At 31.5% G+C, this 7,309-nt stretch carries 7 protein-coding genes and 2 pseudogenes; all 9 read left to right on the forward strand.

The features are described from left to right. Positions 1-10: 10 nt before the first annotated feature. Positions 11-871, forward strand: a pseudogene (locus CPJCM30710_RS13455) (dihydroxy-acid dehydratase domain-containing protein); the annotation flags it as partial. A 378-nt stretch (positions 872-1,249) separates the two neighbouring features. Further along, positions 1,250-1,609, forward strand: a complete 360-nt coding sequence (locus CPJCM30710_RS13460; protein WP_212904700.1) for a winged helix-turn-helix transcriptional regulator — start codon at positions 1,250-1,252, stop codon at positions 1,607-1,609. Positions 1,610-1,782: 173 nt separating this feature from the next. Continuing rightward, positions 1,783-2,157, forward strand: coding sequence for a branched-chain amino acid transporter permease (locus CPJCM30710_RS13465; protein ID WP_212904692.1), 375 nt, complete (start codon positions 1,783-1,785; stop codon positions 2,155-2,157). After that, complete coding sequence (locus CPJCM30710_RS13470) at positions 2,144-2,935, forward strand: histidinol-phosphatase HisJ family protein (RefSeq protein ID WP_212904693.1); 792 nt, start codon at positions 2,144-2,146, stop codon at positions 2,933-2,935. The genes CPJCM30710_RS13465 and CPJCM30710_RS13470 overlap by 14 nt, the downstream gene beginning before the upstream one ends. 803 nt (positions 2,936-3,738) lie before the next feature. Next, positions 3,739-4,050: a DUF2325 domain-containing protein gene (locus CPJCM30710_RS13475; protein WP_212904694.1), complete on the forward strand. Its 312-nt coding sequence runs from the start codon at positions 3,739-3,741 to the stop codon at positions 4,048-4,050. A 121-nt stretch (positions 4,051-4,171) separates the two neighbouring features. Next, positions 4,172-4,891 (forward strand): acetolactate decarboxylase, encoded by a 720-nt coding sequence (gene budA, locus CPJCM30710_RS13480; RefSeq protein ID WP_246503542.1) that lies wholly within the window; start codon positions 4,172-4,174, stop codon positions 4,889-4,891. Positions 4,892-5,043: 152 nt separating this feature from the next. Beyond that, positions 5,044-5,382: pseudogene (locus tag CPJCM30710_RS13485) on the forward strand (NADP-specific glutamate dehydrogenase); the annotation flags it as partial. A 565-nt stretch (positions 5,383-5,947) separates the two neighbouring features. Next, positions 5,948-6,421 (forward strand): GNAT family N-acetyltransferase, encoded by a 474-nt coding sequence (locus CPJCM30710_RS13490; protein WP_308442616.1) that lies wholly within the window; start codon positions 5,948-5,950, stop codon positions 6,419-6,421. 284 nt (positions 6,422-6,705) lie between these two features. Further along, positions 6,706-7,032, forward strand: a complete 327-nt coding sequence (locus CPJCM30710_RS13495; protein WP_407644996.1) for a YnfA family protein — start codon at positions 6,706-6,708, stop codon at positions 7,030-7,032. Positions 7,033-7,309: the final 277 nt, after the last annotated feature.

A 7,309-nucleotide genomic window follows, 5' to 3' on the forward strand; every position in this document is an offset into this window, starting at 1 on the left:
CAACACAATGTCTTCGTATACTGTACTCCATCTTCCTGCAATAGCACATGAGGCAGATATACAACTTAATCTAGATCTTTTTGATGAAATTAGTGCTAAAACACCTCGTTTAACAAAGTTGAGTCCTAGTGGAAAGTATCATATGGAAGATCTTCACTACGCTGGAGGCATACCAGCAATTATGAAAGAATTAAGCAAATTGAGTTTAATCAATGAAGAGTGTATAAGTATTACTGGGAAAACAGTGGAAGAGAATTTGCGAAATTACAAAATAAGAAATGTGGATGTTATACACACTGTTGAGAACCCATATAGCTTTAAAGGTGGATTAGCTATACTACATGGTAATCTAGCGATGGATGGAGCAGTAGTAAAAGAATCAGCAGTTGCTAAAGAAATGTTAGTACATGAAGGACCTGCCCGTGTATTTAATTCAGAAGAGGAGGCATCGCAAGCAATATTTGCAGGGAAAATTAAAAAAGGTGATGTTATTGTTATTAGATATGAAGGTCCAAAAGGAGGACCAGGTATGCGGGAAATGCTTTCTCCAACAGCAGCAATAGCTGGAATGGGACTAGATAAAGATGTTGCACTTTTAACAGATGGAAGGTTTTCAGGTGCAACAAGAGGAGCTTCTATTGGACATATATCTCCTGAGGCAATGGAAGGTGGTATCATTGGAATTGTAGAGGAGAACGATACAATATTCATCGATATACCAAATAAAATCCTTGAGTTGAAAGTAGATAATGAGGAAATCGAAAGAAGAAAATTAAAATTCAAACCAATAAATCCTAAAGTGACAAAAGGATATTTAAGCAGATACGCAAAATTAGTTACTTCAGCAAATACAGGTGCAGCATTAAAATAATATTTTAGGTAGTAATAGAATCATTTTCTCCTTCAAATTCATAGGGGAGGAAGTGCAAATTGGATTTAGCTACTCTAGTAAATAAATTTCGAGCAAATTAAACTTTGATGCCAATTATTTTGTAGGTATCTAAATTAAACTATAGTCTCTAGTATAGAAGGAAAACTATCTTTATTTTGTAATTTTGTAAACAGTGTATAATTTGGATTCGAATATAGAATATTGGTTTCTTGAGGAAAGCTTATTTACTATGCTATAATGATAGCAATTACATGCTTTTGTAACAAGTAGTTACTATTTAGTGTCATAGTAACTAAAAAGATACTATTGAGAGGAGGAAAAACTTTGGAAGAAAATAAACGACATGAACAATGCCACATGAAAGAACAATGTCTTAAGTATGATATATGTCCAATGGTTTTGGTACAAAGAATACTATCGGGTAAGTGGAAAATACTAATTTTGTGGTATTTGAGTTACAACACACTTAGATTTAGTGATATTAAAAATAAATTGCCCTATGTTACTCAAAAAATGCTTACTCAACAACTGAGGAGTTTAGAAGAAGATAATCTTATTTACAGAAAAGTATATGCTGTTGTGCCTCCAAAGGTGGAGTATGGATTAACAGAAGTGGGCAAGAATTTAATTCCTATCCTAGGAATGATGCATAGCTTTGGATCAGAGTATTTAAATAAGGGTCTTGATAAGCAAGAAAACTCAGAGAAAAAATTATAGAAACAATATTTAAAGATAACCCAAAAGAATCATACCCCTGCACTGATTGGCATAGCAGCGTCGGTACTTTGTTTACTTTTGTTTGGTTCACGAAACTTTATTATTCCATCTATGATTCTAATTATAGTGGTATTGACTTTATTTAGAAAACCAATTGAGAAGGGGGTAGAGAAATGATTCTTAGCGTACAGCAATCACTAGTTTTGGTTTCACTTATTACACTGGGAACCTTTTTGACGAGGGGGATGTCCTTTATCCTTTTTCCAAATAGCAAGGAAACACCAAAATATATTCTCTATTTGGGGAATGTACTTCCTTTTGCGGCAATCGGTTTGCCGATTGTTTACTGCTTAAAGAATGTGTCTATCCTGTCCGCACCTTACGGTATTCCAGAGGGCATTGCCATTGTATGTGTTGTAATGCTTCACCTATGGAAATATTCCTTCACAGTAATAGTATATTTGTTAAAACTCAGTCTCAGGCTGAGTCTTTGTAATTGTTATAATATTAAAATAAAAGAGAGGAATTTTTATTATGTATTTATCTGATTATCATATTCATACAAATAATTCTTTTGATTCTAATGAAACTATGACTGTAATGTGTGAACAAGCAATAGTTGAGGGGATAGACGAAATCTGCTTTACAGAGCATTTTTCTGTAAAAGAAGGGTCAAAATCTAACGGATTTATTGATTTTAGCAAGTATTTTTCTGAGATTAATGCTTGTAGGGACATTTTTAAAGGTAAAATTACTATGAAAATGGGTATTGAAATTGGCGAGCCTTTTGAAGATGAATATAAGCTGAGTTGTGAATTGACAAAGCTGCCTTTTGATTTTTTGTTAGGTTCTGTTCATAATATCGGATTTGGAGGGATAAGTAGGTACATAGAAGGTAGAGATAATAAGGAGATTTGGGATGCGTACTTTAAAGAATTGAGCAAACTATCTTCTTCTCAATATGTAGATGTTGTCGCTCATTTAGATCTTATGAAGAGATATTCATATGATAGTCATGGAAATTATTCATATGAATATTATAGAGATGTGATAGCGGAGGTGCTAAGAGGGATAATTAAAAATGATAAGGGTATAGAAGTTAATACCTCAGGATTAAGGTCATCTGTGAAAGAAACAATGCCGTCAATATCTGTTTTGAAGCTATATAAAGAAATTGGTGGAGAAATTGTTACTATTGGTTCGGATGCTCATGTAAAGGGTGATGTAGGAAGGGATATTAGATATGCAGTAAATATGCTTTCAGAACTTGGGTTTAAGTATTTATATACTTATCATCAAAGGCAGCCGATTGCAAAAAAGATATAGAAAATAGGGCAACGGGTCCGTTAAAATGGCCATTAACTATAATATTTACACTTAGGGTAGTTAAATTTTGCGGAAGCTTTTTGTGTACAACAATATCTTTACCAAACCAAACTGGTATGAGAAAAGCAATAAATTTAAGATAAATGAAATTTTTATTTGTAAAGCTGTGGTATGTTCAGTGAGATACTAGCTGAAACAATATAGAAATAAGAAGATGTTTGTTATGACAGAAGAGCAATTTGATGTATTTCTAGATAAATTTATTAGTAAAGCAGGAACTAATAATATAGAAAAAAGTACATAAGGTATTTACAATTATAGAATAAAATAGTATAATTACATTGAGAATCGTTATCGTTAAGAAGTGTTTAGATGGCGATATTTTTTTAGATATTAATTGATAATGAATTTCAACTAATATCTAAGGGGCAGGATTATTTCAAAATTAATAGGATTATATGAAGTGGAAGTTAAGCTTAATGTTAAGGTGATGAAAGCAGTTCCACAAAGTAGAATACGAAGAAGAATAATGAACATGGAAATAGTTAAAGGTACTGAAGTTTGGTAGAAGGAAAACTCCTATAGGAGATCCAATACATGCAATGAAGCTGCCTTCTTATCGTATACCAACAGTTAAAAGTGATTTATTCATATGTGAGAAAAATCAGAAGGTTTTGTTAAGAAAATTAGTACAGTTATAGGTAACAAGATTTTAATTTTATAGGGTAAAGTCTGTGATTTGAATGATAATAATTATCTATATCAATAGATATATGCCTTACAATTAAGAAAGGAGAAATTCTATGAGTATTTTACTTATAGGGGGAGATAGACTTGGCAACATAACTGACAAATTAATAGAAAGTGGTTTTGAAAATGTAGCGCACATAAGTGGTAGAAAAAATGGAGATAAAAAAATAAAAATACCGGGAAAAACGGATTTAGTACTGGTTTTGGTAGATTACGTAGGCCATAAATTGGTAGAGATTGCAAAAGAAGAATCAAAAAAATCTGATGTGAAAATTGCGTTTTCTAGGCGCTCATGGGTACATATAGAGAAGATTATACAGAAATGTATTATGGAGATATCAAATGATAGGAATGGTCTCATATAGATTTAGAAAAAGAGAAGAAGGCTATATCGGGGTAGTATCAGCAAACCTTCGCTGGTTAACAGATAGAAAAGTATGTCATAAAAATTAATAATAAAAATCATTATTAAAGAGGAGTAATAGATTGAAAGAACTTTGGAGGAGAGAGATAAGGATGAATGCACAACAAGTTTCAAATAATATATATCAAATGTCTACTATAGGTGCATTAATGTCAGGTCTATATGATGAATGCATATCTCTAAGTAAATTAAAAGAAAATGGTGATTTGGGGCTAGGAACATTTAAAGGTCTTGATGGTGAATTAACACTTTTGGATGGCAATTTCTATAGAACAAATCCTGATGGTAGTATATGTTTATGTGATGAAAGTGTAACTGCTCCTTTTGCTATGGTGACAAAATTTAACGATTATAAAGAGTTTACAATTAAAGATTGCTGTAATTTTAAAGAGCTTATAAAAAGATTAAATAAGCTTATCGAAAGTAAAAATATTTTTTATGCATTTAGTATAGAAGGTGAATTTAAGTATGTAAAAACAAGAAATGTGGTGAAACAAGAGAAACCCTATAAACCTTTTACTGAAGTGGTAAAAAACCAACCTGTTTTTGAGTATGTAAATATAAAAGGTAATATGGTTGGGTTTAGATGTCCAGAGTATGTTGATGGGTTAAGTGTGCCAAGTTATCATTTTCATTTTATAAGTGCAGATAAAAAGATTGGTGGACATGTTGTAGAATGCGGCATAGATTTAATAAAAATAAAAATTCAAAAATGTTCCTGTTTTAGAATGGAATTACCTCAAAATAGTACTTTTTATAAGATGGATTTAAGTTTTACTTAATATTGTCACTGATTTTTAAGACCTTGATTACTGTAAAGCGTGTAGTATCAGAATTTTATTGATTTTTATGCTTCCTTGTATCATTTATTTAAAGACAGCAAGATAAAGATTTTGCATTTCATAGTGTTATACTAGCGGGTGTTCATGATATTATGTATGATTATTACAACAAGCTTAAAAGTTCAAATGAGCAGGGAGTACTAACTGGTAAGGGATTAAACTACGGAGGTAGTCTTGGCAGAACGGAGGCAACGGGCTACGGATTGATTTACTTTACTGAAGAGGTGTTAAAGGACAATGGGGTAAGCTTAAAAGATAAGACTGTAGTAATTCCGGGTTCTGGCAATGTAGCAATTTATGCTATTAAAAAAGCAGCTGAGTTAGGTGCCAAGGTTATCACATGTTCTGATTCAAACGGATATATTGCTGATGAAAATGGAATAGATTTAGAAGTAGTAAAAGAGATTAAAGAAGTTAGAAGAGGAAGAATAGTTTAATATATATTAGGAGTTAATGTCTCAACTTTCGCATCATAAAAACTTAGACGAAAGCCGCTTTTTTCACTATAAGTCACAAAAATATCCCTTTTTAGCATGGTAGAATCATGACAAACTATATTATACAAATTAAGGTGTTTTTAACTAGGATATATTTGGTATAATAGTCATATCACAATCGTAATTTACTGCGAAGTAAGCTATTTTTATTGTATTTTAAGAATGTTATGGATCCTATATTCAAAAGCAAATATATATATATTTTTTTATACTGAGTTTTAAAACAAAAGGTTTAAGGCTAGTTACACAGTTTTTAAATCAATATTTTTTCTTGCCTTAATAAAACAAACTATCGATAAAGCTAATGTTAGTAATGAAGTAAGTTTATAAAAATGCCATGCATTAGGTCTACCATTATAGGGAGTTATAACTCATACATAACTGTCGGGAATACCATAGTTATACGATACGTTTAAGGTGAAGTAATACTTGATCAAGTATTTAAAAGCTAAGATTGTATTTAGAGTTTGTAAAAAGGGAACAGAGAGGAGATTTGATAGTGAAAACAGATTTTACTATAAGAAATGCACAACATAGCGATATTCAAATGCTAATTGAACTACTAAGAGCTCTTTTTTCTATTGAGGAAGATTTTGTTTTTGATGAAGAAAAGCAGAGACAAGGCCTTGAGATGATGCTTGAGGACCAGAAAAATCGTTGTATATTTATAGCCGAATTTGAACAGCAAGTTGTAGGAATGATTTCAGGTCAAACTTTGGTTTCAACTGCTGAAGGTGGTATATCGGTTTTGGTAGAAGATGTAGTTATTGATCAAAATTATAGAAGACAAGGCATTGGAAGAGAACTTATTAGCGTAATAGAAAGTTGGGCATTTCAAAAAGGGGCTAGGAGATTACAGTTGCTCGCAGATATAAACAATTCTTCAGCATTAGCCTTCTATAAACAGTTAAATTGGAGCAACACAAGGCTTATGTGTTTACAGAAAAAAGACATTCAAAATATCAGGTTATGAAACTAATTGTATCGTATAATACCGTGTTTCCAATATGTCACTGCCTAAGCTAGGAGCTAGCTAAGGCGCTGCCGCATCGGAGATACTACGTCATCAAGTATATAAAGAAGGAGAGTATACATATATAAATCCTATAATAACAAATTAAACTCTGAATTATTTCAGAGTTTTTTATTATGGGCTGTGTTTCAAACATTTGGTATAATGATTTTAAATTATGTCGCTGTTGTAAATTACCGTTTACTAATATAGGATTTAACGAAGGAGGAATATACTTGGATAATATGAAGTCATTATTTTATTTTATATTAGCAGGAGTATTTGAGATAGGAGGTGGCTACCTTGTATGGCTATGGTTGCGTGAAGGAAAAGACATATGGTATGGAATTACTGGAGCGATAGTGTTAATTTTATATGGTGTTATTCCTACATTGCAACCTCTAAATGCTAATTTCGGTAGAGTATATGCAACCTATGGTGGAATTTTTATTGTTTTATCGATTTTATGGGGTTGGAAGATTGATAATATAATTCCAGATAAGTTTGATTTAATTGGTGGTTTTATTGCATTAGTTGGTGTTACCATAATTATGTACGCTCCTAGAGGATAGCTCCCTATGCTATCACATAAGAGCTTTAGAGTATATTTAAAGCTTTTGGCATATTTATATCATCTCATTAGAATTATTGAAAATATTTGATATAATTAATGTGCAATATCGTTGTTGTTTAATACTGTGTAAAAAATAGACTGAGAATAATCTCAGTCTATTTTTTCAGTTTGCTGAAAAACCCTCTGTTTTTTAAACAGGGGGTTTTTCTAGCAAACTTGTGGATAAATTTTAAAAGAGAGCTTTTCTATTAATTTGAATAAAATTTTATATAAAT

It is taken from the genome of Clostridium polyendosporum, from assembly GCF_018332455.1.
Lineage (GTDB): Bacteria > Bacillota > Clostridia > Clostridiales > Clostridiaceae > Clostridium_AY > Clostridium_AY polyendosporum.

Bases quoted from the DNA above. Each gene is read 5' to 3' on its own strand.
- CPJCM30710_RS13460 (WP_212904700.1), top strand. From the start codon at position 1,250: ATGAAAGAACAATGTCTTAAGTATGATATATGTCCAATGGTTTTGGTA.
- CPJCM30710_RS13465 (WP_212904692.1), top strand. From the start codon at position 1,783: ATGATTCTTAGCGTACAGCAATCACTAGTTTTGGTTTCACTTATTACA.
- CPJCM30710_RS13470 (WP_212904693.1), top strand. From the start codon at position 2,144: ATGTATTTATCTGATTATCATATTCATACAAATAATTCTTTTGATTCT.
- CPJCM30710_RS13475 (WP_212904694.1), top strand. From the start codon at position 3,739: ATGAGTATTTTACTTATAGGGGGAGATAGACTTGGCAACATAACTGAC.
- CPJCM30710_RS13495 (WP_407644996.1), top strand. From the start codon at position 6,706: ATGAAGTCATTATTTTATTTTATATTAGCAGGAGTATTTGAGATAGGA.